Genomic DNA, 25257 nt, shown 5'->3' on the forward strand with positions numbered 1-25257 from the left:
ACCATTTAATACATGACCGAAATTAGAGGTATGTCAGGTAGAAGTTTAGGTGCATTAAGTAATTTCTTATCTGTAATGGTCATTATCAAAACCCCTACGGGGAATCCTCTAAAATTTGTTACAAAACACTGGTATTTTTCTTGTTGGCTAATATCTTCCTTTAATACTTCACATACTCTTTCCTTTATAGATTGAAAAACACCACAAGAGTATATGCATCTATCATTCCAATTTCTCAATTCTACATCCCTTCTTTCTTTTTTATTCAGTTTAAGTTTCCATTTATCATTTTCTATTTGAAGTTGTATGTGTTTTGCAATCTCATATGCTTTTGATAAAGAAACTTTCTCTGGGACTAAAGATGCTTTAGCATCAAAAGACATTGAAATCAGATCAGGGCTAGATTTAGAACGATTTAACGAACTGAAATAATCTGGTCTATTAGTACTGAACGATTTTGACCTGAATATCATAAATAGTCTCCCTTAGTCATAAGAATGAAGGGCTTACTAATTACCTATTGGCATGGCGTAGTGTGAATTAAATTGCATAATAGTAGAATATAAAGGAATCCGCTGTTATTACTGTGGCTTAAATCGCATTAGCAGTTATTTATGGCAGAAAATCTCTGACAAGAGAATTCATTACTGTTATCAGTGTCACGAAGAGCTATACCGAACTGGTGATTAGATAAATTTCTGGAGTTGCGGTTATTCGCAACTCCTCCTACACAATAAATCTCAACCAACGACCTCAACATCTTTCCTCTTTACCACCCCATAAACCCCAGCGGTAAGTATCGTGCCAACCAAAATAGCCCCCAAATAAATCAACACCGGCGTAATCGCTCCCGGTATCAACAACACAAACAGCCCGCCATGCGGAGCCATCAGTTGCACGCCAAAGTACATCGAAAGCGCCCCCGTAACCGCACCGCCCAGAATACAACTCGGCAGCACCCTTACCGGATCTTTCGCCGCAAATGGAATCGCTCCCTCGGAGATAAAACACAGCCCCAACACCAGCGCCGCTTTTCCTCCTTCGCGTTCACTCTGGTCAAACTTATTCCGCGCAATGACTGTTGCCAGCCACATTGCCAAGGGGGGGACCATCCCCGCAGCCATAATCGCTGCCATCGGGCCATACGTTTGGGCACTCAACAATCCCACCCCAAACGCATATGCCGCTTTATTCACTGGCCCACCCATGTCGGTACACATCATGCCGCCCAGAATGGCACCGAGAATCACTGCATTCGTTGTTCCCATGGATTTCAGCCAATGTGTCAGCCATTCCATAATTGCCGCAACGGGTTTGCCTACAACGTAAATCATGATTAATCCGGTTGCTAATGTTGCTACCAGTGGAATGATTAAAATCGGTTTCAACGCCTCCATGCTTTGCGGTAGATGCAGTTTGGTTGTCAGGAATTTGGCAACGTAACCTGCGAGGAAGCCCGCGATGATCCCACCGAGGAACCCAGCTCCGGTGCTAACGGCGAGCATGCCACCGACAAGGCCGGGAGCTAGTCCGGTGCGTCCTGCTATGGAGTAGGCGATGTAACCGGCGAGTACCGGAACCATCAGGGCAAGTGCGGAGCCACCGCCGATTTGCATCAGTGCTGCCGCCAACGTGCTGGATTCTTTGAATGCTTCGATGCCGAACACAAATGACAATGCAATGCACAGGCCGCCCGCGACAACCATCGGGAGCATGTAGGAAACGCCGGTCATGAGATGCTGATAGGCGCTGGTGCTTTCCTGTTTTTTATTGTTTGAATTATTGGAATAGTTGGATGAGGAAACGTTGCCTTTGGCGGTATAAGTCTCGGCTTCGGTCAGTGCCTTATCCAGCTCTTGGGCGGTTTTTTTCAAGGCTGCGCCTGTGGAGGTGCGATAGAGGCGTTTGCCGGAGAATTGGGTGAGGTCTACGTCGATATCTGCCGCCACAACCACCAGATCCGCTGCCGCGATTTCTCCTTCGTTGATGGAGTTGCCAGTTCCCACGGAGCCACGAGTTTCTACTTTAATCTGCCAACCGCGTTTTTGAGCTTCCGTCTCCAGCGCTTTGGCGGCCATAAAGGTATGGGCGACGCCGGTCGGGCAGGCGGTGATGGCGACGATATTTACGGGTTTATGTTGAACTGCGTTATCCGTCGCGTTGGCGGTATCTTGCTGTTGATAAATGCTGGCCTGTGTTTTGGCATTTTGGAGAAACTTTCCGGGTTCGCGGATCGCTTGTTCTGCGAAACCTGTGAAGACTTTTTTGCCGTGCAGGTTCAGGGTAATGGGTGCAGATTCACCGATGATGATCACCAGTTCGGCATCGTTCATGTCGGTAACAAGAGGAAGGCCATATTTGGCGGCGGCGTTCTCCAGTGTATGTCGGGCGAGGTAAGCGCGCGCCTGTCCCTGTTTATCGTTGCTAATAATGAGTGTTTTCATGCAATTCTCTTCTTATTGTTGTTTTCGCCATCAATCGGGCGAGTTGTTGGCGGTCGATGTTGCCAACGTTGCTTTGGCTGACGGTCATAGCGGAGATGGCGGTAGCAAGGCGTAATGTGTGCTCGCAGGGCTGTCCCATTATCAGGCCGTAAATCAGGCCGCCGACCATGGCATCGCCCGCGCCGACGGTGCTGACGATTTCACAATGCGGTGGTTTGGTGAGCCATGTGCCCGCTGCGTTGACCAAAATAGCGCCTTCTTCGCCCAGTGAGACGATGACGTGCGAAATCCCCGCAGCGCGCAGTTCATGGGCGGCGGTGATGATATCTTCTTGTGTCGGCAAGGATTTGCCTGCCCAGATCTCCAGCTCGTGGCGGTTCGGTTTGACCATCCACGGCAGGGCTTTGAGTCCGGCGACTAAGGCTTCTCGGCTGCTGTCGAACACTACGCACATGCAGACTTCGCGCAGGCGTTTCATCCAGTCGGTGAAGTCATCCAGCTCGACGCCCGCTGGCAGGCTGCCGCTCACGCACACCATGCTGAATTCACTGAGCCATTTGAGGGAGTCTTCGGCGAAACGCTGCCACTCTTCTTTGCTGACACTGAATCCTGAGAAGTTGAAATCCGTGACGAGGCCGTTCTGCTCAGTGAGTTTGACGTTGATGCGTGTCTGTCCTTCCACAATCTGGAATCGGTTGGTGATGCCCAGTTCTGCGAAGGTTTTTTGAAAGCCGCTCTGGTTATCTTTGCCCAGAAAGCCACCCACGGTGACGTCGATGCCTAGGGTTGTGAGGATCTTGCCTACGTTGATGCCTTTGCCCGCCGGATATAATCCGGCGGTCTGGATACGATTGACTTCGCCGGTTTTAATATCTCCGGTTAGCCCGACTAAATCATAAGCGGGGTTTAGGGTGATGGTGGCGACTCTTTTGTTCATGCCATTCCTGCTCATGCCACTTCCTCACCCAGATTCTTGTTGATAAGGGCTTCAATGGCGGTTAGCGCGTCTTTGGCATCGGAGCCGATAGCGGTAAAACGAATCCGCTCGCCTTGTTTGATACCCAGACCCGCGACTTGCATTAGTTTACGGCCATCGACAGGAACGCTGCTTCCATCAAGGCGAGTGAGGGTGATGTGGCTGTTGAATTGTTTGATGGTGTTGACCAGCAGCGCGCTGGGGCGGGTATGTAGCCCGTGTTCATTGGGCAGGATGAAATCTGCGGTCAGGGCGTCGGTTTCCTGCGGCATATCCATTGTCAGCAGCGTGATGATGTCTGCGTTATCTTTGGCATGTAACAGGCGTTCTCCTTCACCTTGTTGTAGCAGGGTGCTGAGTTGGTTCAGCAGGGTATGCAGTTGATCGTCTGCGCAGTTGATGGTTAGCAGCAGGCCGACAGGTTGTTTATCAAGGGTAAAGGGGGTTTTGGGTCTGGCGATGGCGACCGCATTGTGCAGGTTGCCCAGCGAACTGTCACTTAACCAGATCCCTTGCCCGAGGTTTATCGGTGGTCTGGCGAGGACATCGGCAATAAAGTCCGCATTCACTGCGTTAGCTTGTTGCAGACGGGCGATGTTTATAGCCTGCAAGGTTGTCAGATCACACGTATCGATATCCAATGTGATCGTGGAGGCATCCAGCAGATAGGACGGTTGTGAGTTCATCAATAAACGGTATAGTTCATCAACCAAGGTGGTTTTTGCCATCTGGCTGGCACGGTTTTCATCACTGATGATGGGGATCAGTTGATGCAGCAGGTTAAGGTGTTCGCCAGATTTTGCGGCGATGCCGATAACGATGTAGACGGGCTGGTGATCGCCCCATGTGACGCCATTCGGAAATTGCATCACCTGTACACCAGTGTTTAGCACGTTGTTGCGGGTTGTGGGGGTGCCGTGTGGGATGGCAATGCCATTGCCCAGATAGGTTGAAGACTGTATTTCACGATCCAGCATCCCTTCAACGTATCCTTTACTGACATATCCCGCAGCGGTCAGGGCGTCGGCAACTTGGCGAATGGCGCTTTCTTTATTATCAGCATGCGCTGCCAGATGAATATCTTGTAACGATAGATGAAACATTGAATTTTACCTTCCTATAATAAGTTGAAACGATTCAGCTTTTTGGGCAAAAAAATGATGCTGAATAAACTCATGTTATTTTTATTATCGAATAAGCCAAATAATTTTATTTATTATTCGCCAAAGAGTTAGGGTGTAAAGTGAGATTTTGGATTATTTTCTTAAATAGTGATAGCGGTCTTAGTTATTTGCATTCCAGTAAAAACAATGGATTATAAAATTCATTATTAAAACAATAAAAAATAATACTAATGAATTAAAGGATCCCAATGCCAAAAAAGAAATCGTCATCGGAATGATGATTGTGGGGAGTTGTGGGGATGAAAAGGGAGTCAGAATGCCATAACTGGAGAAATAATATTGAAGTTTCTTGGAAACACCGGCGAGTAGGACATTGATGGCGATGGAGCCTGCTTTTGCTGGTTGCTGGAATTTATTGAAAAAAGATACTCTTTTTGATTGCAAAATAATCAATAGGAAATTATTTCTAACCGGGAAAACGAGGCGCAAAATGGTGCGCATCGTTATCATTTATGAAATGATAATAAAAAATGACATATTGTCGGTGTTTCAGCTTTCAATTTGGGCTTACTGCGTTTATTATGCGCGCTTCGTAATTTCAACCGGCGCCACTGGCTTTGAGCTTTAGCGGAGAAATGATGCCTCCTGCTAGCTGACACAGTCTTTTCCCGTGGCGGTTCTATCTGCATTCTTCCAAGGGATAGATGATAGCATAAATGACTGAGCATACCTCTCTGACACCACTTGTTGAACTGAAAGCCTTGAGTAAGGGTTTCGACGGCAAACAAGTTATTTCACAGCTCGATCTGACAATCAATGATGGCGAGTTCCTGACCATTCTTGGGCCATCCGGTTGTGGCAAAACCACAGTACTCCGTCTGATTGCCGGGTTAGAAGATGTGGATTGCGGCAAAATTTTACTGGAAGGGCAGGATATTACTGATATTCCCGCCGAGCACCGTCATGTCAATACGGTCTTCCAAAGTTATGCCCTGTTCCCCCACATGACAGTATTTGAAAACGTCGCTTTTGGACTTCGAATGCAGAAAACACCGGAAAAAGAGATTGCTCCGCGTGTTGAGGACGCATTGCGCATGGTGCAGCTTGAAGAGTTTGCCCAGCGTAAACCTGCACAGCTTTCCGGTGGTCAACAGCAGCGCGTGGCGATTGCCCGTGCGGTTGTAAATAAGCCCAAAGTTCTGTTGCTGGATGAATCGCTGTCCGCGCTCGATTACAAATTGCGCAAGCAGATGCAAAATGAGCTGAAGGCGCTTCAGCGCAAGCTCGGCATCACCTTTATCTTCGTGACCCATGATCAGGAAGAGGCTCTGGTCATGTCAGACCGTATCGTGGTTATGCGTGACGGACGTATCGAGCAGGATGGTTCTCCGCGTGAGATTTATGAAGAGCCGAAAAACCTGTTCGTTGCCCGCTTTATCGGCGAAATCAATATCTTTGATGCCAGCGTGCTGCATCGCATTGATGAGCAGCGGATACGCGCCAATGTTGAAGGCCACGAGTGTGATATTTTCACCGCGCTGCCCGTGATTGTTGGGCAAACGCTGAAAGTGCTCCTGCGCCCGGAAGACTTGCGCGTGGAAGAGATCAATAACGGTGAGCAAGTCTCTGGCCTGATTGGTTATGTTCGTGAACGTAACTATAAAGGGATGACGCTGGATTCTGTGGTCGAAATGGAAAATGGCAAAATGGTCATGGTCAGCGAATTCTTCAACGAAGATGATCCTGATGTTGACCATTCCCTGAACCAGAAGATCGCCGTCACTTGGGTAGAAAGCTGGGAGGTTGTGCTGGTCGATGAAGAAGACGCGTAAACTATTCCAGAATATCGTCATTACGGGTATGGTCTCGTGGTTGATGCTGTTCGTTTTTCTGCCGAATTTGATGATCATCGGAACCAGCTTCCTGACCCGTGATGATGCCAATCTGGTGCAGATGGTATTTTCGCTGGATAACTACACCCGATTGTTCGATCCGCTGTATGCCGAGGTATTGCTGCACTCGCTGAATATGGCGATTGTGGCGACGCTGTGCTGTCTGGTGATTGGCTATCCGTTCGCTTTTTTCTTGGCGCGTATGCCGAAGAAACTGCGTCCGCTCATGCTATTTCTGCTGATCGTCCCGTTCTGGACGAACTCATTAATCCGCATTTATGGCTTGAAGATGTTTCTCAGCACTCGCGGTTACATGAATGATTTTCTGCTGTGGGTGGGAATTATCGATAAACCGCTGCGCATCATGTATACCCCTGAGGCCGTCGTGTTGGGGCTGGTTTACATCCTGCTACCGTTTATGGTGATGCCGCTCTATTCCAGCATTGAAAAGCTGGATAACGCCTGTCTGGAAGCGGCGCGCGATTTGGGTGCCGGAAAATTGCAGACTTTTATCCGTATCATCGTACCACTGACCATGCCGGGCATTATTGCGGGTTGTTTGCTGGTATTGCTGCCAGCAATGGGGCTGTTCTACGTGGCTGATCTGATGGGCGGGGCGAAAAACCTGCTGATTGGGAATGTGATCAAGAGCCAGTTCCTTAACATCCGTGACTGGCCGTTTGGCGCGGCGACCAGCATCTGTCTGACGCTGGTGATGGGGCTGATGTTGTTCGTCTATTATCGTGCGGCTAAACTGCTGAACAAAAAGGTGGAGCTGGAATGATAGGACGCCTGTTGCGCGGTGGCTTCATGACCATCGTTTATGCTTACCTGTATATCCCGATTATTATTCTGCTGGTGAGCTCGTTTAACCAGTCACGCTTTGGCATTCGCTGGCAGGGTTTTACCACCGAGTGGTACAGTCTGTTGTTCTCCAATGATAGCCTGCTGCAAGCGGCAGGTCATTCTCTGACGATGGCGGTGACATCCGCCACGTTTGCCACGTTGATCGGCTCCCTGACTGCGGTTGCTCTGTATCGTTATTCGTTCCGTGGCAAAAAGTTCGTTGGCGGGATGCTGTTCGTGGTGATGATGTCGCCGGATATCGTGATGGCGATTTCATTGCTGGTGCTGTTTATGCTGCTCGGCGTTTCGCTTGGATTCTGGTCACTGCTGTTCTCGCATATCACCTTCTGTCTGCCGTTTGTGGTTGTGACGGTTTACTCCCGCCTGAAAGATTTTGACGTCAAGATGCTGGAAGCGGCGCGCGATCTGGGGGCTGGCGAATTAACCATCCTGCGCAAAATAATCCTGCCGCTGGCGATGCCGGCTGTCATGGCGGGTTGGTTGCTGAGCTTTACCCTGTCGATGGATGATGTGGTTGTTTCTTCATTCGTGACGGGGCCAAGCTATGAAATCCTGCCACTGAAGATCTATTCAATGGTAAAAGTAGGCGTTTCGCCGGAAGTAAACGCATTGGCAACGATTTTGCTGCTTATGTCGCTGGTTTTAGTGCTGATTAGCCAATTTGTGATGCGTGATCGCACGGGTAAGTCTTAATCTTCTTTTAAGCGTGGTTGCAGGTTGGCTACGCTTTTCTTATTTGTAACAGCGTTCCATAGGTAAACTATTCCAGTCATCACTCCATTGATGGGGATGTGCCTGATCATTTATTTGTTAGCTCTCTGTTTGATGAATCGAATAGGTCGATGATCTCAGCAAATTCAGCATCCTGTTTCGCTTTCTGTCGTGTTTTATATTCTTCTTCGTTGATAATAATCGCAGTTAGGTTTTTGCGGGTGTGTGAAATGGTGAATATGTTCACGATACTTTCCTCTATTTGTGTTTTTTTTACACATAAAAATGGCGTCTTGTCATTAAAATAGATGAACTATACAACTCATCATCCTACAACATAACAAGTGGCTTTACCCTACAAAATGCGGCTCTTATAATAGCCGTTTTTCCGGGGATAGGTTCACGTCGAACCTATATATGATATTAACGCACCAACTGCGAGGGGGAGCACTTACATGAAAAACAACATGAAAAAGTGGTTCTATCTGTTAGCCGCTGGGATGATGGCATTAAGCATTGGTTCGGTGAATGCGGCGGCTGCAAATGACGGCAAAACGCTGTATTTCTACAACTGGACTGAATACGTTCCGCCTGGTTTGCTCAACCAGTTCACTAAAGAAACTGGGATCAAGGTGATTTATTCCACCTACGAATCCAATGAGAGCATGTACACCAAGCTGAAAACCTATAAAGACGGCGCTTATGATTTAGTGGTTCCATCCACTTACTTTGTCTCAAAGATGAGTAAAGAAGGGATGCTGCAAAAAATCGATACAAGCAAACTAAGCAATTTCCATAATCTTGATCCGAACTTGCTCCATAAGTCTTTTGACCCGAATAACGATTACTCTATCCCTTATATTTGGGGGGCAACGGCGATTGGCGTTAACAGTGATAGCGTTGATCCCAAGACCATTACTGCTTGGGCTGATTTTTGGAAGCCAGAGTATAAAAACAGCTTGGTATTGACTGACGACGCCCGTGAAGTCTTTCAAATGGCGTTGTTGAAGCTTGGTTATTCCGGCAATACCACCAACCCAAAAGAGATTGAAGCCGCTTATCAGGAATTACAAACGCTGATGCCAAACGTGTTGGCATTCAACTCTGACAACCCCGCCAATCCATTCATGGAAGGTGAAGTGGATATTGGTATGATGTGGCCGGGTTCTGCCTATGTTGCACGTCAGTCGGGAACACCCGTTGATATTATCTGGCCGAAAGAAGGCGGAATTTTCTGGATGGATAGTCTGGCGATCCCTGCCAATGCCAAGAATGTCGATGGTGCGATAAAGCTGATTAACTTCCTGTTGCGTCCAGAGATTGCAGCACAAGTGGCTAAGAAAATTGGTTATCCGACTCCGAATCTGGCTGCGAAAAAATTGCTGCCTAAAGAGATGACAGAAGATAAATCTCTGTATCCTGATGAAGCCGTGATCCAAAAAGGGGAATGGCAGAGTGATGTTGGCAATGCCAATATTCTGTACGAAGAGTATTTCCAAAAACTGAAAGCGGGTCAGTGAACCGGCATTGAGTTTGAATGAAAGGGAGCAATTATGCTTTTTTTTATCGGATAACATCAGTTGAGCCTTGGAAGCAATACTTTTGGAAACAATACTCCATAAAGGCTCTTGTCGGTAAAGAGACATAGCAATTGTCAATTGCAAAGTAACCGGCTCTAAAATAAGGATTTTAGAGCTTTTATAACGCATTGGTAGGAACGTTTAACCGATCATTTTTTGCTTAACTGATTGGCGTTAAACCATAACGGCTGGCTTTTTTCTGACGATAAGAAAGCCATATTAATGACTTCATTTATTATATTTCTTATTATTTTTTAGACCATATTGTCTAATGCTATAATCTCTAATTATAATACAGCCGTTATTTCTCTGACAAACCTAACTAAGAAGGCGTTTCCCTACGATGAACTAAGTACTGCCAGAAAATGTATACAGATACCCAATGGTATTCTTTTTTCTGTTCCTGGCAGGCAATAGTTATCATCCGTTTCTCTCCTGAAAAGAGATCCCTGCGTTGTCTGCCACCTGTATTCAGGAGGTACGCATGACGATAGCCTGTCATTTTTCACAACTTAGTATCGAATTTAATCAAAAGGATCTTTTTCCGCCGCTGAACGGTACACTGTTTTGCCAGCAAACTGCACTGATCGGCAGTAACGGAAAAGGTAAATCAGTACTGTTACGGCTGCTGGCACAGAGACTATTATCTACCTCAGGACATATAGTCTGGAATATGCCCTTTACCTATGTTGACCAACTGACCCGACTGGCAGGAGAAACCATTGCCGGTGCCTTGGGTGTCACAGCTCTCTATCACTCTTTTCAACGGGTAGAAGCCGGGACAGCGACAATGGATGACTTCGAAAGACTTGATGGTAAGTGGCAGCAACCGGCTATGTGGCAGAACCTGCTGGACTCCGCCCGTTTACCTGTATCGATGGAGACTCTGGTACAAAACCTCAGTGGAGGGCAACAAACCCGACTTGCCCTATGCCGCGCTTTTCTGCATAGCGACCACTTTCTCCTGCTGGATGAACCGGATAACCATCTTGACCATGAGGGGCGGCAGTGGCTTACCGACCGGCTGGAACAACACAAAGCAGGTTCACTGGTGGTCACTCATAACCGTGCGCTACTTGCTCATATGCAGACGATTCTTGAGTTAACCGACAAGGGACTCTGCGAATATGGCGGCAACTATACACTTTATGAAGAGCAGAAGGCTTCCTCCATAGCATCACTTGAAGCGGCCTCTGAGCGTCTGGATACCCGTATCCGTAACGAAAAGCGTCAACAACAGACCAGCCTTCAGAAAGCAGCTCAACGGCGCAGACAAGGAGAAGCTATCCGCCGCAGTGGCTCTCAGTCACTCCTGTTACTGGATATGCAGAAAAATCGTGCGGAACAGCGGCAGTCTAATGCAGCCCAACGTCATCAACGGGTGCTGGGAAACCTGCAAACACAATCACAGGAGCTCAATGAGAAAAAGACACATACCCGACAACAAAAAATGGTTCTGAACTACCAGCCGGACGGACAGAAGATAACCCTATTTGTCTCAGAGCTCAGATTGCCCTACGGCTATTCTGAGCCACTCTCATTCACGGTTTATAGCGGAGAACACTGGCACATCAAAGGCAGTAACGGCAGCGGCAAATCAACACTCTTGAAAGTTCTGAGTGGAGAAATTCTGCCTGTATCAGGAGAATATCGGATAAATGATACTTTTTGTTACCTCGACCAGCACCTGAACCTACTGGATAAAACCCTGCCAGTTGCTGAAGCATTACATCACTACCAACCTGCATTTTCTGTCGAACAATGGCGGACTCAGCTTGGTATGTTACGGATAAGAGGGGATAAATCGCTACAGCCTTTAAATCAGCTCAGCGGGGGTGAACAATTGAAAGCCACGCTGCTTGCCCTGACACACAGCCCCTCACCTCCGGCCGTGCTCTTGCTGGATGAGCCGGATAACCACCTTGATCTGGATTCAAAGCAATTGTTAGAGAACTTACTTTGTGAATATCAGGGGACATTACTGCTGGTTTCCCATGATGAGGCATTCGTTGAAAATTGTGGTATCACACATGAACTGAATCTTTCCGACTGAGACAAAACAGGCTGCTTTGTGGGTAATGCCGATCAGTTAAGCAAAAAATGATCGGTTGAACGTTCCTACCAATGCGTTATAAAGGCTCTAAAATCCATCTTTTAGAGCCGGTTACTTCGCAATTAACCATAACCTTCTCCCTTACAAATGGCTATGTGTTTAAACAAATTCATCTGATATACCGTTTTTGGTTAGAAGCAGCAGAGACGCTTGTGGATTATTGCTTAAACACTTGATCACGATGCCAGGTAATAAAACCTTCCAAAGGGTAATAGTCTCTGTTTTGGGGAAGTAATATTTGTTTTTTCGCGAAATTCCAAAAAAGATGCTTAACCATCGGGCCGCCATTAATACTTTCTGAAATCAGTAAATTCATATTATTGTCAATGCCGATTGATCCCATATCGAATGCAGAATGATGCAGTGAACACAGGGCGAGTCCGTTATTTACGGTACAGGGACCACCGTATTGTTTCCATTTGATGTGTGCTGCTTCCAGACCAACGGGAGTATCGTCATGTCGAAGATTGTAGCCACAAATTGCACATTCGTAGTTATAGGCCCGCAATATTTGTTGGCGAAAACGCGGATCACGTATTTTGCGGATATCACTTAAAGAAAAGTCCAGTTGATTGGCAAGCAGCTCCTGTACGCTGTCAGGGAAATGCTCACTGAGGATCTGCTGCGCCAATTTATCGATCACAGCGGGATTTTTGCGTAATAACTGATAACTTTGTTGGTCGAAACCCGCTTTAACACCAAATTCAATCAATTCACGCTTTGGCGGTTGCCTGCTGCCTTTTTGTGGTGTGCATAGTTCAGTATTCTGCAACGCCCAAAAACCGTCGCCACGTAACCGCCAGAACGGTAAAGAAGGATCGTGATTTTTGCGTTTTGGGCCAAAATGGTTGAGTAGATTCAGCAACGGCTGGTGGATCTCTTCCCCGTAATCAAACAGTCGTTCATGGCCTTTCTGATATTGAGAGAGCACATACAGCAACAATAACGGCTTATGTGGCGCACGTTGATCACCCTTGCGCCATATAGAAAGGTTTGAAATTGCGGTTTGTAGTTCTTTGATTGTAGGCATGTAATTTGTTTAATTAATGGGACAAGGTATTGCGATCATGCTCGCAAAAGTTGGAGAGGGCAAGGTGTTGGTTTGGAAGAGGTTTATGGCGGGTTATATATGACTTGTTGAAGAAGGTGTATAGGCAGTAAAATGTACGCCATACACCTTTTATTTAGAATAACATGTAAATGAGATTTATGTGGATCAAGAACCCTATTCGGTTCGCTAGCAATAGATTTCAACTTGCAATGTAGTAAAATAATTTTTCCTGAAGAAAGATAATCGCCATGATCTTTAGGGATTCCAATTATGTGATAATTTGGGAAGTTCTATTCCAGTGAGCTCAGGCCCCAAATAATATTGGTAATATTCTAATACCTCTTTACTGTATTTCTTTCCATACACTAAACCAGTAAAAACTTCTGCAACAAACTCATTAGAATTATTTTTCTGTATAACATAACCGCTCACTTGTTCAGCAATTTTTGCTGGGAGAGTATATTTCTCTTGCTGACTAGTCTTTCTGGCAAGCCAAAATTTTTCTTTTGATTCAATCCGTTGTGCATGAATGATATGTCCGATTTCATGTACGATGGAAGCAATGACCTTCGTTGAACTTTCGGGGTTTAATTCCAATGACTTCCTACTTCCTGATATGGCTTCGTGATAAAGTTGATCTGGCACACCACATTCAATTTGGACCGAGCTATTTTTATTTATACCCCTATTCCTTCTCCAGAAGGAATGTTGACGAGATTTAATTTCATTTACTTTTTTAATGTTTTGAGCATTTATATGAAGATAGGGGTCATCAATACCTACTGCTTTTGTTCTCGATATATTATCTGCCATTTTGTCTTCTTTTCCTGGCCACCTAACTTCAGTTAGCCCCATTTTCTCTTCTATATAAATGTTAATATTTCTCACTATCTTAGATAAATCATCCACTCTTGCATAAACCTTATTAATAGCGTAATAAACAGGGAGAAGAAACTTCATTTTAATGTCATCAGAATGTTCTTCATTCTTGCCAAAGACTTTAAGGTTAATGCCACAAATATAACTATCGAATAAGATAAATTTGTTATCACCATAATAATCTAAAAAGTTTATCTCCTGATGCAGGATGATTTCTATCGTTTTACTATTGATATCGCTTTTGGAGGTTACTCGATTATTTCCCTCTTTTTTCTGCTTACACAAAACGATCTCCTATATAACTTTGTAGGACTAGAGTAATTAAACTTACTCCCTTCAAGAATAAAAAATAAAATAATAAAAAGTTATAATTACGTATGAAATTAATATATTTTTATCTATCATCATAAAATGTCATGAGATCCAGATGAATAACTAACTGTATTTACAATAGTTGTAAGTACAGCTATAACTACTTAACCAAACGGTAACGCTGATGTTCCCCTCTCCCTATGCCATGTTTTTTCACGGATTGTAAAATCAACATTTGACTTCTACCGTTGCCATCTATGCTCTCTCCGAAAAAGTGAAGACCATACACAAAGAACAACACCTTGAATACATTACCCACAAAATGATATTGAGTGATTTAAAAAATATTTTTCGAAATGAAATTAAATGTGGAGGTATTTCTTAAAAAGATTCTTAAGTTAATGTAATTGGAATGTAATTTTCTTCTATTTAAGAGATATCTTCTTTCGATTCTCTCAATTTCCTGATAAATAGTAGTTTACTATGAGTCTATACTTAGAGCCTATTCCATTAGATTCTTATAGATTATTCTTTTTCTGAAAAAAACGAATTTAAGTCAAATATAATAAAACGGAAATATTCTGTGAATGATTAGGAGGTCAGAATGAGCTGGCGTATTGAACGGTTAGGATACCGCCTATTATGTTGTTTATTGGGATGGGGGTTGGTTGGTATTGTTTACCAGTTCACAACGAACTATTACCTTACAACAACCTATCACGCTCAAGTGACTGTATTGCCACTTTCTGCCATTGATGAATGGATAGCGTTTTCTTCCAATGGTATCTGGCTCTATCTCTCTTTCTTTTTGTTAATACCGTTGGCTTATCTGTTCTGTCCGTTGTCCAGAGTTCGCTGGTTTATGCTGGCAATGCAGGGTTGCGCTCTGTTTTCTGGCCTGATCTATTTGCTTTATCCTACCACACTCGATTACCCACCTATTATGGGTGATAAGATCGCAGATCGTTTGCTCCATCATTTGGTCGCGATAGATTCGGCACAAAATTGCCTGCCTTCACTGCATGCTTCGTTAACTGCATTATCCGTGTATGCACTTTGGCAAGGGAAGAAAAAGGTTTGTCGGCTATTGTGGTTAACGTGGGGCGTGTTGATCGGCTTTTCCATCATTCAGTTGCGGCGGCATTTATTCATCGATCTTGTGGCTGGGATATTAACGGCGATTGTTATTGGCATTTTGAGCCAGATAATTCTACAGGTCATGGCAGCCCGTTCTGATCGCAAGCAAGCCTATAAACGCAGAGTTTCATGAACGCACTGAACATTATCGATAGGTTCTAAATTCATGCTCCGCTTCCTTATGGAAACGGGGCAAAGGAAAAAATGAAACAAAGGGAAAAATAGTATTTTGTTTAGTGGAGCTATTTGTCTAAATAAAATCTGCTTCTTCAGAAGAATAATCTCAGTATTTTTATTTTTAAAAGATATATGTTTTGATAAATTGAGGATTTGCTTTTATTTAATCATAAAAAGAACTGAAAATATTGGATTAATGCTTAAGTGATATTTTATTGATTTTTGTCATTTTAATGATTTACTTATGAAATAAAAACTAAAATTAACTATTTTAAATAATTAAATCAAGTTATTTAATTTGTAAGTTAATATTTATTTTTATTTTACATAAACACAACAAACTCCATGATGAAATCTCATGAAGCGTTTCCTTCATTAAAAAAAATTTATGACACTGAAATAGTAAATTGATAAAAACTTTTATTTTTCATATAGCTGTATTGGATATTTCAATTTAGTAATATGATGTATCATAAATGTCTACTTCCTGTTTAATAGACTATCTGATAAATACTAACTTGTTATAAACCCTATATTCAGAACTCACTTCATATTCTGAAATATATTTCAACAAAAAATTAACATTCGGAAGTAATAAAAAAATGAAAAGCTCAAACGAATTGATCCCATTAAAGATCATTGCCTCTGGCACTGCTTTGCCAGCGCATAAGGTATATTCATCCGACTTAGATCTGAAATTAAATAAACCGAATGGTTTTGTACAAAAGCGTTCGGGTATTGAATATCGCTATCATTCTGACTATGAAGCGTCTCCGGCTAAATTGGCTGCAGAGGCATTGCATAATACTTTACAGACACATCAGATCTCGCCGGGCTCTATTGACCTTTTGATTTCAGCTTCTGCAATACCTATTCAGGCCTTACCTTATTCTGCTGCGCATATCTTAAAAGAGAGCCAATTAAAGGCAGGAATCGCTTGTTTTGATATTAATGCAAGCTGCGTCAGTTTTGTCTCAGCTTTGCATGTTGCAGGTGGATTGTTAGCGACGAAGCAGTATCGACGTATTGCGATTGTCTCTGCGGAGATGGCTTCCCGTGGTATCGATTGGTCACATCAAGAATCCTCACTGATTTTTGGTGATGGGGCGGCTTGTATGATCGTTGAAAGAGGGGATGGGCAGAGCGGGATTGTTACCCATAAGCATGAAACCTATCCAGAAGGTCTTGAGTTATGTGAAATCCGCGCTGGCGGAACCCGTAAGAATCTCCGTGCGGGAATGGAAAATAGCGATTTCTTGTTCCAGATGCAGGGTAAGCCACTGTTTAAGCTCACCGCTTCATTGATTGAAGATTTTACAGAGCGCTTACTTGCCAGTGCCAATCTTCAAATGTCTGAGATTGATACAGTGATACCTCATCAAGCCAGTCATTTAGGGTTGGAACATATCCGCAAACGGCTGAATATCAGGGATGAGCGATTTGTGAATATCTACCGTTATCGCGGCAATCAAGTGGCAGCATCGATTCCAAGTGCGCTGCATGAAGCGATTATAACCGATCGCTATTATGGCCGTGATTATGTGATGTTGCTTGGTACGGCGGCTGGCCTTTCATTAAGTGAGATGATTTTGAAACCATGAAAATTCTTGTAACTGGCGCAACAAGTGGCTTAGGACGAAATGCCGTCGATTACCTGTTATCGCGTGGGGAGACGGTTGTGGCAACCGGACGCGATCAGCAGGCGGGAGAGGTATTGACTCAATTAGGAGCGGAGTTTCGCCGTGCTGAATTGGAAACGTTAACGGTGGATGAGGCAATCGAGCTGATGTCAGATTGTGCTGCGATCTGGCATTGTGCTGCCAAATCTTCCCCCTGGGGCGATCCTGATGAATTTGAACGTATCAATTTGACCGCGACGTGCGTGCTGGCACAAGCGGCGGGAATATGCGGTATCCAGCGGTTTGTTCATATCTCGACTCCGGCCGTGTATTTTAATTTTTCACACCAACAGCACATTACCGAAGATCAGCGTAGCCAGCGTTTTGCCAATGATTACGCCCGAACGAAATTCTTGGCAGAGGAGCGCATACTCCAGCTTATCCGCCGGTATCCTGAGACAACTTATATTATCCTGCGCCCCCGTGGGCTATTTGGCCCGCATGACAGAGTATTGTTGCCGCGTCTGATGGCACAGGTTAAGGCCAGTAAAGGGGCAATGGCCTTGCCTGCGGGCGGGAAGAATGCACTGGATCTCACCTATGTAATGAATGTTGTCCATGCCATGTCATTGGCGACGCATCGTGAAAGGTTACAAAGTGGGGCGATATATAACATCACCAATCAGCAGCCACAGCCATTGGCGAAGACCTTGGGGCAGCTATTTGACGAGATGCAGTTTGATTATCGGGTTAAATCATTGCCTTATCCGCTTTTGTATGGGATTGCGGCGGTGTTGGAGGGGATTGCTATGATCACCCAAAAAGAGCCGTTACTCACCCGTTATGGGATTGGCGCGGCCTATTATTCCATGACGCTGGATAACTCAAAGGCACGAGAGGAGCTGGGTTATTCGCCGATTTATACCATGGAAGAGGGCATTCATTTGACGGCCAATTGGTTAAAACAGACGGATGAACAGGCTGGTTCACATGGTTAAAATGCGTGTTTTTGAAGTGGGATATTGCACTCACCCCGGCTGCGTGGCATTGAAAGGTGCCCGTTTTCGCGTGTGCAATTTTCCAGCCCGTGCGTGGCTGCTGGAGTGCAACGACAAGCGCTGGCTACTTGATACGGGATATGCCAGCCATTTTTACGATCATACCCGCAGTGGGATCATTCGGCTGTACCGCACTGTTACGCCCGTCTACTTTGACACCAAAGATTCCTTGGTGATGCAACTGAAAGAAGAAGGCATCCAGCCGCGTGATATTGATGGCATCATTATTTCTCACTTTCATGGTGATCATATTGCTGGATTGCGGGATTTCCCGCAGTCCAAATTTATCTGTTCGGGAGAAGGCTGGCAACAAACGCGAAATTTGCGTGGCATTGCGGCGTTGAAACGGGCATTTGTGCGGGGATTAATCCCAGAGGATTTCGAATCCAGAGCCAGCTTTTACGAAGGTTTTGAAACTTCCCCGTTGCCAGAAGAATTGGCGGTATTGGGTGAAGGGTATGAAGTGCCAGAGAGCCAGAAACAGATGTTTATTGTTCCATTGCCCGGTCATGCGGCGGGGCATCTTGGCCTTTGTATATTCACTGAGCAGGGGTGGATATTGCTGGCAGGAGATGCCGCATGGTCTCCGAGCAATTATCGTGAACTGCGTGGGCCCGCGCGGTTGGCAAATATCATTATGGATGACAGCCGAGCCTATTACGAAACGTTGAATAAGCTGCACCAGATTGATCAAAAGCAGGTTCCTATCCAGCTATGTCATGAGGGAGATTTGGAATGATACTCAACACTCTTTGGTACTATTGGCGCACCAAGAAACAGTGGAAATTTTCCAGCCGACAGCAGCTTGAACAACATCAATCAAGAGAGTTAGCGGCATTTCGACGTAATGTTCTGACGAAAAGTCCTTATTTTTCCTCATATGGCGATTTACCGTTGGCGGAATATCCGCTGATGAACAAAGCCATCATGATGGAAAACTTCGACCAGATGAATACAGCAGGGCTTAAGCGTGATGAACTCTTGGAGTGCGCGCGGTTGAGTGAGCAGTCGCGTGATTTTAAGCTGACAGTCGGCAAATTTAGCGTCGGAATGTCGTCGGGCACGTCAGGGCAGCGCGGTATTTTCGTAATCAGTCCTAAAGAGCGGAGCATTTGGGCAGGAACCATGCTTGCCAAAATGCTGCCAAACGGCTTATTTCACGGTGAGCGGGTCGCGCTGTTTTTACGCGCGGGAAATAATCTCTACGATAGTGTCCAAAATCGTTGGATATCCTTCCATTTTTTTGATTTGTTTGCGGATTTTAATCAGCAGGTACAAGCGCTGGTGGAATACCAGCCAACTATCGTTGTTGCTCCTGCTCAAGTGCTACGGGGGCTGGCATTGAAAATCCAGCAAGGTGAAGTGTCATTATCGCCGGTTAAGGTGATTTCAGTGGCAGAAGTGCTGGAACCGCAAGATCGTCAACTGTTGGAGAGCGTATTCAAGGAAGTGGGAGAAATCTATCAGGCAACGGAAGGTTTCTTGGCGTGTACCTGCCCGCATGGGACGCTGCATCTTAATGAAGAATTCCTCCATATTGAACCCAAATGGATCGATGAATCGCGCTTTAACCCGATCATCACGGATTTTACGCGGGAATCTCAGCCGATTGTGCGTTATCAGCTTGATGATATTTTGGTGGTGAAGAAAACCCCGTGTGCTTGTGGTAATCCGGCACTGGCGATAGAACGTATCGAAGGGCGCAGTGATGATCAGTTGATTTTGCCAGCGCATGATGGGGAGAGCGTGAGTATTTTTGCTGATCCCTGTTCGCGAATTATTGCCAATACCTTGCCGCTGACAAGTGATTATCGATTGACGCAGAGCGACTTAATGCTGCGATTGGAAGGAGATTGCGATATATCTATCCTTCACCAATGCCAGTTAGCATTGACCGACCATTTCGCCAAACAGGGCGTCGATGTTGATAAAATTGAGTGGCAGTGTGTATCGCAGACGATATCGCCGGATCTGTTTAATAAACGTCGTCGGATTATCAGAAAAAAGGGATAATTTTGTCGGGTTGAATATTGCTCGTTATTGGGTAAAACTCAAACAAACTGGGCGTGGTATATCCCATTGACATATCCCAGAAAGGTTCTATTTTTTTCAATGAACTTAATCAGAAGACTTTATTTCGGAGGCCAGTATGGTAAAAACAACAGTCTTTAAAAGTAATCGAAGTCAGGCTGTACGTTTACCCAAAGCTGTTGCTTTACCGGAAGATGTAAAACACGTTGATATTAATAATACCAGTGAATTTGAGCGCGTTTTGGGGTTAAGAATTGAAGATTGGGTGAGAGATTGACCCAATCTTCCAAACTGAGTACAACCACTGTCTTACCGTTCTGACGCGTGATCATGATTGGTTGATGAGCCTCGTTCACTTTACTGGGGTACTGGTTAAATGAGCACGAAATGCTGAACAATTGTTGGTGTATCAAGGTCTTTCTTTTTTCTTCTGTTCCACTGGTTGATAGGTCAGTTTATCAGGGTCTAATTGCTGTAATACGTAGAGGAATGCCATCCGTGCAACTTTGCTACGGATATCAGTGCCTACAAGGATTTCATAGACTAGACTATTATGCTCAATAAAGTAACTGTAACCGCTATTGATAGAAGGTGAAGTATCGTAAATAAAAATATGTTTACCGATCCTACCGATCCATTTTCCTTGAGGGGCTTTTTGAACTCAGAGACTACCTCATCCATGGATTTCTGATGAAAATAATAATAAATTTTTGAATCAAATATATCAGATGGAAACTTTACTTGTATGAAATTAAAACTACTTCTCCTTCTGCGCTTGAACTCCGGAGTATATTATTGTCTTGTCATCATGACCTCGCTTTCGTTGATTAATTTGAAAACAAAGTGGGCACTAAATCAAGGACAGATCACATGAAATATAAACATTTCCCCATGTATAAACATTTGTATAAACACCAACAAAAAAAGCACTTCCCCTAAAAGAGAAAGTGCTTTCTTAACAACATGATCTAAGACTAGGATCAGTTCATGCCGTATTAGAGTAATTTATGTTTCCGTGTTTTCTTGTGATTTTATAAAATCATTATAAATCAAAAATATAACACAATTTTTAACTGTGTATTGTTCCAGTGCTTATTGACGTTGTTTCACTCTTACATCAAACTGTGGGGTAATCGGTGGGGGGATCCGAGATGATGTGAACTGATTCTTTAGGGATATATACATGGCTATATTAAATAAGTTGACTGATAAAAAACTCAGAACGTTACACGGAACGGAAAGAGATAAGTTAGTAAAACTTGCCGATGGTGCAGGGTTGATGATCCGTGTTACTAAAAAAGGTGCTATCAGTTGGTTTTTTAAGTACAGGATTGGGGGGCGGGAGACCGAGGCCGATATCATAACTCTGGGGCGTTATCCTGACATGAGCCTTAAAGAAGCCCGTGAAATTCGTGATAAATGTCGGAACTGGCTTTCACTCGGCAAAGATCCAAAACTCCAGCTTAAGCTGACAACACAAGAGTCATTAAAACCAGTCACAGTAAAAGAAGCTATAGAATATTGGATAGAAAACTACGCAAAAAATAACAGAGAAAATATTGATAAACACATTTCTCAGTTACAGAAGCACATATACCCTTACATTGGTAACATGGCATTAGCTGATTGTGAAACTCGTTATTGGCTTCAATGTTTTGATAGAACTAAAAAAACAGCCCCTGTTGCTGCTGGCTATATATTTCAGATGTGTAAGCAAGCTCTCAAATTTTGCCGAGTGAGAAGGTATGCTATCAGCAATGTACTGGATGATTTAACGATTCCTGATGTTGGTAAAAAGCAGAATAAAGGCAAAAGATATTTAGAGGATAATGAGCTGGGTCAACTATGGAAATCTCTAAATACAAATATGTATTTACCTTACTATAATAATTTATTGAGAATATTAATTGTATTTGGCTGTCGTTCACAAGAAGCTAGATTATCCAAATGGTCAGAATGGAATGTTGATTCCATGTTATGGACTGTCCCAAAGGAAAATAGCAAATCAGGTGATAAAATTATTCGCCCAATACCTGAATCAATGAGATCATTTTTAGAAAAACTCATTTACCAAAATCATAAAAGTGGTTATCTACTAGGGGAACTTAAAAGTCCTGAAACAGTATCACAATGTGGCAGAAATATATGGAAAAGATTAGGACATGATGAAGAATGGTCTTTGCATGATTTAAGGCGAACCTTTGCAACAAAACTAAATGACTTAGGTGTAGCGCCACATGTAGTCGAACAACTTTTAGGCCATGCCTTACCGGGTATTATGGCTATATACAATAAGAGTCAATACCTACCAGAGAAACTAGATGCTTTAAACAAATGGTGTGAGCGGTTGGGTGTATTGGCGGGTAATTATGAGAATGTGGTTATATTAAAAGCAGTTCAATAATGGGAATGAATGAGTTTGATTATGAACATGATAATTGTGATATATACGTAACAAATGTGCTTCCTTTTGTAATAATTTCTATTAAGTAAAATACCCTCACAAAAACAACTAAACAGTGAGGGTAACATGACCATTCAATATATAACTCCGACACCTAAAGAACGGCGCACTATCCTTGCCGAATATGGTGAATCTTATGATCGTCTTATCCGTGAGAAGGAACGCCAGCACATTACCTCTATATCCAGAACGTCAGCATGGAAACTGGAAAATGAAGGCCGTTTCCCTGCCCGTAAGCCATTAGGCCGCAATTCCTGTGCTTGGTTGCTCAGTGATCTGCTGCACTGGGTACGTAATCCGCCAACCGTAGAAAATATAAATAATCCGTATAGCCGTAAACCTACTAATTAAAAAATAACATTATGGAAAAATTAAATGGATTAAGCCCCGTTGAATACAGGGCTCAATCAACCTCTCTTAACCTTTAGTCTAACTTTATGGGGTCAGATCATTTAGAGGGTTAGTTAATTATTCTTGCTCAGATGATGCTTTGGATTTTCGCTGGCGGCGTTTGATTTCAGTTTTCATAGCAGTGACTATAAACTGCGCCTTGCTTTCGCTTTCAGTTCTAACTTGCTCCATCAAATCTACTACTTCGTGTGGAACACGAGCCGTCATGAATTGTGACTTTGCATTCTTGTTACTAGTTGCCATTGCTGAAACCTCATTAATTAGGTGTGTATCATTATACATCAAAATAATGATGTTAAAACTATTGACGCACGTATCTGCAAAGTCTAAAGTGATACACACCTTAACTAATCAGTACATAGAAAAAAGAGCGCCCTCGAATAGTATTCTCAGTACCAGACGAGGGCTAACCAAACCGTTAATAGAGGTAACGATTATGGCTGATATACAGCATACTCAAACTCGCCTTAAATTTACATTTCTAATTGCGTTAGGCAATCAACGACTGACAGATATTTATTCAACATGGCTTATTTCCATTCAGGAGGTAAGCCATGTTTAAGATCGTTGTTACCACCATAAATCAACGTACTGGCGAAGTAAAAAAAGAAATAGCCCGTTACAAATACAAGACATTGCACGGTGCGGAGAAAGCCGCCATGCGTATTCGTGATACTTGTCTGCCAGATGATAAATCTATCGACGTTGAAATAGTCAGAGTATACGAACGGAGATCGCCTATTTCACTTGCTCAGGCCATGCACAATACAGGGCTGGCAACTTCTTTATTTTGCGTCATTCTTGAAAAAGCCAAAGACGAATGCTCTATCGATTTAAATAACTTAATTGCGCTGGCCTGTGATATCAATCAGGACGTCTATCATGCGCTTCAAGCGGCTGTTTATGAGGAATAAACGATGAGTCAATCATCTTCATATGGATATAAAACCTATAAATACAACGCAGAAATTAGCCTAATCGACTTTATCCAGACCGTAAAAAAATCAGCGACAAATCATTGGCAACATCTTTTGCCAGCTTGTGGTATTGATGTTCCTTTACCCAGCCTGCTATCGGTGAAAACTTGTCGGATCATGCCCCTGACTTTTACCGCTGGTTATCCCATACAGCGGGTCAGAATGAAAATAAGATGAATCGCATCAAAGCTGCCCTGTTTATGATTCTGGCAAACCGTTATGACTGGCAGCTATTTATTGAAGTCACCGGCGAAGGCGGCAGCGGTAAAAGTGTCTTTACTTATATCGCTACCTTACTGGCAGGTGAACATAATACCGCCAGTGGAAATATGAGAACGCTGGATGAAGCCAGAGGCCGTTATCAGTTTGTCGGCAAAAGCTTAATTACGTTGCCCGATCAGGTTAAATATGTCGGTGAAGGGGCAGGCATTAAGGCCATTACAGGCGGCGACCTGATTGAGGTTGACGGAAAATACGAGAAGCAGTTTTCAACGATTATTAAAGCCGTGGTATTAGCCACCAATAACGAACCGATGAGCTTTACAGAACGTAATGGCGGTATTGCACGGCGACGGGTGATATTCCCGTTTAATATTCCGGTTAAAGAATCCGAGAAAGACCCACAATTGCCGGAGAAAATCAGTCGGGAACTGCCGGTGATTATCCGTCACTTATTAAACGAATTTGCCGACCAGAATAAGGCTAAAAAACTGCTACAGGCGCAACGTGATTCGAACGAAGCGTTAACGGTAAAGAGTCATTCCGATCCGTTGTACCGCTTTTGCGGTTATTTGATGTCCGTCAATGATACAACTGGGATGAAGATGGGCAATAAGAATATCAGCCCACGAGCACCGAGAATGTATTTATATCATGCTTATCTTTCTTTTATGGAAGCGCACGGCTTTGAACGTCCGTTAACACTGACTAAGTTTGGTGAATCCATTCCCAAAATTATGTTGGAGTACCGAAAAGAGTATCGGAAAGTGCGAACCAAGAAAGGCTATTCTTATAACGTTGAATTATCGGAAGAGGCCGAAGAATGGCTACCCTCTGTGCCTGAGTGTCGAGACTTTAAATCACCTGTATAAAACTTTTGGTTTTAGGTCTGCATTCCATACACCATTTTAAATATCTAACTGTATTTAAAAGAAAATAATAGATGTATAGTTATTTTTTAACTATACATCAACTCTACATTCTCTTCATTAATCTAAAAAATGAGTGAACAGATGATACAGTCAGTGAATATCATATTAATTGCATCAAACCCAGATGTAGCAAGGCTTTCAGGGTATTGTGCAGAGGGTGCATAACTGAGAGGGCGAAAAAGATTTTCAGGGGGTAGGAAATAAAAGCGCTTATCTAAGCACCTCAGTTGTATTAGTCATCACTTCATCTAGCAGAACACCCCAGACAGAGAAGCATACAAAT

At 43.8% G+C, this 25257-nt stretch carries 23 protein-coding genes and 2 pseudogenes; 16 read left to right on the plus strand and 9 right to left on the minus strand.

Annotated features, from left to right (window positions below):
* Positions 1-5: 5 nt before the first annotated feature.
* The 4 genes from H8A87_RS10485 to fruB form a co-directional block, all read right to left on the minus strand.
* Positions 6-473, minus strand: coding sequence for a hypothetical protein (locus H8A87_RS10485; RefSeq protein WP_198689922.1), 468 nt, complete (start codon positions 471-473; stop codon positions 6-8).
* A gap of 267 nt (positions 474-740) precedes the next feature.
* Complete coding sequence (fruA, locus tag H8A87_RS10490) at positions 741-2444, minus strand: PTS fructose transporter subunit IIBC (protein ID WP_198689923.1); 1704 nt, start codon at positions 2442-2444, stop codon at positions 741-743.
* Complete coding sequence (gene fruK, locus H8A87_RS10495; RefSeq protein WP_198689924.1) at positions 2425-3381, minus strand: 1-phosphofructokinase; 957 nt, start codon at positions 3379-3381, stop codon at positions 2425-2427. Before fruK ends, fruA begins: the two co-directional genes overlap by 20 nt.
* An 11-nt stretch (positions 3382-3392) precedes the next feature.
* Positions 3393-4523, minus strand: coding sequence for a fused PTS fructose transporter subunit IIA/HPr protein (gene fruB, locus H8A87_RS10500; RefSeq protein ID WP_198689925.1), 1131 nt, complete (start codon positions 4521-4523; stop codon positions 3393-3395).
* A gap of 737 nt (positions 4524-5260) precedes the next feature.
* On the opposite strand from fruB, the gene potA reads away from it, so the two are divergent.
* The 3 genes from potA to potC are packed head-to-tail and all read left to right on the plus strand — an operon-like array spanning position 5261 to position 7996.
* Positions 5261-6376 (plus strand): spermidine/putrescine ABC transporter ATP-binding protein PotA, encoded by a 1116-nt coding sequence (potA, locus tag H8A87_RS10505; protein ID WP_198689926.1) that lies wholly within the window; start codon positions 5261-5263, stop codon positions 6374-6376.
* Positions 6360-7220: a spermidine/putrescine ABC transporter permease PotB gene (gene potB, locus H8A87_RS10510; RefSeq protein WP_198689927.1), complete on the plus strand. Its 861-nt coding sequence runs from the start codon at positions 6360-6362 to the stop codon at positions 7218-7220. The genes potA and potB overlap by 17 nt, the downstream gene beginning before the upstream one ends.
* On the plus strand, positions 7217-7996 hold the full coding sequence (potC, locus tag H8A87_RS10515) for a spermidine/putrescine ABC transporter permease PotC (protein WP_198689928.1): 780 nt from the start codon (positions 7217-7219) through the stop codon (positions 7994-7996). Before potB ends, potC begins: the two co-directional genes overlap by 4 nt.
* 106 nt (positions 7997-8102) lie before the next feature.
* On the opposite strand, the gene H8A87_RS10520 is transcribed toward potC, so the two are convergent.
* Positions 8103-8261: a hypothetical protein gene (locus tag H8A87_RS10520; protein WP_198689929.1), complete on the minus strand. Its 159-nt coding sequence runs from the start codon at positions 8259-8261 to the stop codon at positions 8103-8105.
* 220 nt (positions 8262-8481) lie between these two features.
* On the opposite strand from H8A87_RS10520, the gene potD reads away from it, so the two are divergent.
* Positions 8482-9534 carry a spermidine/putrescine ABC transporter substrate-binding protein PotD gene (potD, locus tag H8A87_RS10525; RefSeq protein WP_198690032.1) on the plus strand — a complete coding sequence of 351 codons (1053 nt, stop codon included), beginning with the start codon at positions 8482-8484 and terminating at the stop codon, positions 9532-9534.
* Between the two features lie 544 nt (positions 9535-10078).
* Entirely contained in the window at positions 10079-11647 is a 1569-nt protein-coding gene (locus H8A87_RS10530; RefSeq protein ID WP_198689930.1) for an ATP-binding cassette domain-containing protein, read from the plus strand.
* Between the two features lie 217 nt (positions 11648-11864).
* Here H8A87_RS10530 and H8A87_RS10535 read toward each other — a convergent pair whose 3' ends face one another.
* Both H8A87_RS10535 and H8A87_RS10540 read right to left on the minus strand, forming a co-directional pair.
* On the minus strand, positions 11865-12737 hold the full coding sequence (locus H8A87_RS10535) for a phosphorothioated DNA-binding restriction endonuclease (protein WP_198689931.1): 873 nt from the start codon (positions 12735-12737) through the stop codon (positions 11865-11867).
* A 276-nt stretch (positions 12738-13013) separates the two neighbouring features.
* Positions 13014-13922 (minus strand): hypothetical protein, encoded by a 909-nt coding sequence (locus tag H8A87_RS10540; RefSeq protein WP_198689932.1) that lies wholly within the window; start codon positions 13920-13922, stop codon positions 13014-13016.
* Between the two features lie 631 nt (positions 13923-14553).
* Here H8A87_RS10540 and H8A87_RS10545 point away from each other — a divergent pair.
* From H8A87_RS10545 to H8A87_RS10570, 6 genes and pseudogenes are all read left to right on the plus strand, one after another.
* Entirely contained in the window at positions 14554-15219 is a 666-nt protein-coding gene (locus tag H8A87_RS10545; protein WP_198689933.1) for a phosphatase PAP2 family protein, read from the plus strand.
* Between the two features lie 646 nt (positions 15220-15865).
* A complete protein-coding gene (locus tag H8A87_RS10550) occupies positions 15866-16864 on the plus strand; it encodes a 3-oxoacyl-[acyl-carrier-protein] synthase III C-terminal domain-containing protein (protein ID WP_198689934.1) in 999 nt (332 codons plus the stop codon).
* On the plus strand, positions 16861-17880 hold the full coding sequence (locus H8A87_RS10555; RefSeq protein ID WP_198689935.1) for an NAD-dependent epimerase/dehydratase family protein: 1020 nt from the start codon (positions 16861-16863) through the stop codon (positions 17878-17880). Before H8A87_RS10550 ends, H8A87_RS10555 begins: the two co-directional genes overlap by 4 nt.
* Positions 17873-18679 carry an MBL fold metallo-hydrolase gene (locus H8A87_RS10560; RefSeq protein WP_198689936.1) on the plus strand — a complete coding sequence of 269 codons (807 nt, stop codon included), beginning with the start codon at positions 17873-17875 and terminating at the stop codon, positions 18677-18679. Before H8A87_RS10555 ends, H8A87_RS10560 begins: the two co-directional genes overlap by 8 nt.
* Entirely contained in the window at positions 18676-19953 is a 1278-nt protein-coding gene (locus H8A87_RS10565; RefSeq protein WP_198689937.1) for a F390 synthetase-related protein, read from the plus strand. Before H8A87_RS10560 ends, H8A87_RS10565 begins: the two co-directional genes overlap by 4 nt.
* A 136-nt stretch (positions 19954-20089) precedes the next feature.
* A pseudogene (locus H8A87_RS10570) lies at positions 20090-20185 on the plus strand (AbrB/MazE/SpoVT family DNA-binding domain-containing protein); the annotation flags it as partial.
* Here the strand turns inward: H8A87_RS10570 and H8A87_RS20475 are convergent.
* Positions 20184-20303 (minus strand): hypothetical protein, encoded by a 120-nt coding sequence (locus tag H8A87_RS20475; RefSeq protein WP_408646910.1) that lies wholly within the window; start codon positions 20301-20303, stop codon positions 20184-20186. The pseudogene H8A87_RS10570 and the gene H8A87_RS20475 overlap by 2 nt on opposite strands.
* 851 nt (positions 20304-21154) lie before the next feature.
* Here H8A87_RS20475 and H8A87_RS10580 point away from each other — a divergent pair.
* Positions 21155-22375, plus strand: coding sequence for a tyrosine-type recombinase/integrase (locus H8A87_RS10580; protein WP_198689939.1), 1221 nt, complete (start codon positions 21155-21157; stop codon positions 22373-22375).
* 126 nt (positions 22376-22501) lie between these two features.
* Positions 22502-22786: a helix-turn-helix transcriptional regulator gene (locus H8A87_RS10585; RefSeq protein WP_198689940.1), complete on the plus strand. Its 285-nt coding sequence runs from the start codon at positions 22502-22504 to the stop codon at positions 22784-22786.
* A 117-nt stretch (positions 22787-22903) separates the two neighbouring features.
* Here H8A87_RS10585 and H8A87_RS10590 read toward each other — a convergent pair whose 3' ends face one another.
* A complete protein-coding gene (locus H8A87_RS10590) occupies positions 22904-23089 on the minus strand; it encodes a YlcI/YnfO family protein (protein WP_198689941.1) in 186 nt (61 codons plus the stop codon).
* Positions 23090-23400: 311 nt separating this feature from the next.
* Between H8A87_RS10590 and H8A87_RS10595 the strand changes: the two genes are divergently transcribed.
* The 3 genes and pseudogenes from H8A87_RS10595 to H8A87_RS10605 form a co-directional block, all read left to right on the plus strand.
* Positions 23401-23760, plus strand: coding sequence for a hypothetical protein (locus H8A87_RS10595; RefSeq protein WP_198689942.1), 360 nt, complete (start codon positions 23401-23403; stop codon positions 23758-23760).
* Positions 23761-23763: 3 nt separating this feature from the next.
* Positions 23764-24000: a hypothetical protein gene (locus tag H8A87_RS10600; protein ID WP_198689943.1), complete on the plus strand. Its 237-nt coding sequence runs from the start codon at positions 23764-23766 to the stop codon at positions 23998-24000.
* Positions 23904-24914, plus strand: a pseudogene (locus H8A87_RS10605) (DNA primase family protein); the annotation flags it as partial. The gene H8A87_RS10600 and the pseudogene H8A87_RS10605, both read left to right, overlap by 97 nt.
* Positions 24915-25257: the final 343 nt, after the last annotated feature.

It is taken from the genome of Xenorhabdus lircayensis (assembly GCF_016306625.1).
GTDB classification, from domain to species: Bacteria; Pseudomonadota; Gammaproteobacteria; order Enterobacterales; family Enterobacteriaceae; genus Xenorhabdus; species Xenorhabdus lircayensis.